Consider the following 2,038-nt stretch of genomic DNA (forward strand, 5'->3'; position numbering starts at 1 on the left):
TCGAAAACGGCTTTACGATATTTGGCTGGGAACACTAAATGATATAGCAAAACACTTACATTATGGCTCTTATGGATGTATTCACTCATTTTTCTATTGTACGCCGCGAGCGGCGGGGAATTAGACCCGAAGAGATTAAAGTTCCTCAACTGCTCCCAGAACAGTTAAGCTTATTTTAGTCTCTATAATTGCTTTTATGGCTCATTTGACTTCTGAAAGACTCAATTTAACCACAAAAATCGCCTATGGTGCGGGGGATTTGGGACCGGCTATCACTGCCAATATCTCGGTATTTTACCTGCTATTTTTCCTCACTGATGTGGCAGGATTACCAGCAGGATTAGCTGGTAGTGTGCTGATGGTGGTGAGAATTTTCGACGCTATTAACGATCCGATTATTGGCATGTGGAGCGATCGAACCCGTACTATCTGGGGTCGTCGCTTACCATGGATGTTATTGGGGTCGATTCCCTTCGGAATTAGCTATTTTTTACTGTGGTTAATCCCGACTAATAACCAATTATGGCTATTTTTATATTATATTTTTATCGGCATTATCTTTAATTTAACCTATACAGTAGTCAATCTTCCTTACCAGGCACTCACCCCTGAATTAACTTATGATTATAATGAGAGAACCCGCTTAAATAGTTTTCGTTTTGCCTTTTCCATCGGGGGCAGCATTCTCTCATTAATTCTCTATATTATCGTCTCATCTTCCTATGCCAACGATCTCCATCAAGCTTTTTTATTGTTAGGTGTAGTTTGTGCTTTAATGTCGATTATAGCAGTTATTTGGTGCGCTTTAGCTTTACAAGAACGAGGAGCAAAAGCGATTCTCAATTCTCCCCAGAAAAAAGTTTTGGCAATTGCTTTTATAGTTATCGGTGCGCTTTCCTTGGTCTATGGACTAGGAAAAATTGGGGTGAATCCCAGAGACTTTATCGCTATTTCCACAATTTTATTAGGAATACAAGGGATAGTTTCGGGGTTAACCCTTTACTATGGCAAAACTGAAAATCATCTCAAGGATAGCGCGGCAATTAAACAGAGAGAAGCGGATAATAATACCGAAACTATTCCCCTGAAAGAACAATTAAAAATAGTTTTTGGTAATCGTCCCTTTTTATACGTTATTGGCATCTATCTTTGTGCTTGGTTAGGAGTACAATTAACCGCCTCGATTTTGGTTTACTACGTCGTCAGCTACATGAGACTATCGGAAGCAGAATCGGGTTTAGTCGCTTTGGCAGTACAGGGAACAGCTTTAGTGATGTTATTTTTCTGGCAAGCAGTTAGTCAGAAATTAGACAAAAAGATAGTCTATTTTTTAGGGATGACATTCTGGATTATTGCCCAAATTGGTTTATTTTTGCTCCAACCAGGAGAAATAACTTTAATGTATGCTTTGGCAGTTTTGGCGGGATTTGGCGTATCTGTGGCCTATTTAATTCCTTGGTCAATGGTTCCCGATGTGATTGAATTAGACGAATTAGAAACAGGAAAACGTCGAGAAGGTATTTTTTATGCTTTCATGGTACTTTTGCAAAAAATTGGTTTAGCTTTGGGGTTATTTCTTGTCGGTATTGCTCTAGAAACATCGGGTTTTAAACCGAGAATCCCAGGAGAAGCAATTCCCCTGCAGCCAGATAGTGCTTTAATAGCAATTCGCCTAGCAATTGCTCCTTTACCGGCATTTTTTCTGATCATTAGCTTAATTCTTGCCTATTTTTATCCAATTACTCGCCAAGTTCACGCCGAAATTTTAGACCAATTAGCAACAAGAAGACAAGAGGAAAAGTAAACATCAGTTTTTTGAGAAACACTGTCAGTTAAACCCCGTAATAATTTTTCTTCTTCAGGTTCCAATCGTTTTGTAAATTATCAAGACAAAGTTATACTATTAGGGGTCGAGAAAATCGTCACCGACCTCCCCTCCCATTCAGAACCGTGCATGAGACTTTCACCTCACACGGCTCCTAGTTTGACGGTTCCCTTGTTAAGGATACAACTTGACATCTTTTTGTTGACCTTGTAT

1 protein-coding gene and 1 pseudogene are annotated in these 2,038 nt (G+C 39.3%); one reads left to right on the top strand and one right to left on the bottom strand.

Features of this window, described 5'->3' with window-relative positions:
* Positions 1-89: pseudogene (locus tag O9332_RS15280) on the bottom strand (IS200/IS605 family transposase); the annotation flags it as partial.
* A 107-nt stretch (positions 90-196) separates the two neighbouring features.
* Here O9332_RS15280 and O9332_RS15285 point away from each other — a divergent pair.
* Positions 197-1,804 carry an MFS transporter gene (locus O9332_RS15285; RefSeq protein ID WP_288026265.1) on the top strand — a complete coding sequence of 536 codons (1,608 nt, stop codon included), beginning with the start codon at positions 197-199 and terminating at the stop codon, positions 1,802-1,804.
* The last annotated feature ends 234 nt before the right edge of the window (positions 1,805-2,038 follow it).

The organism is Microcystis sp. LE19-10.1B (assembly GCF_027530565.1).
Taxonomy (GTDB): Bacteria; Cyanobacteriota; Cyanobacteriia; order Cyanobacteriales; family Microcystaceae; genus Microcystis; species Microcystis aeruginosa.

What these genes read in the sequence shown, in the direction of transcription:
- O9332_RS15285 (WP_288026265.1), top strand. Translation starts at nt 197, where the DNA reads ATGGCTCATTTGACTTCTGAAAGACTCAATTTAACCACAAAAATCGCC.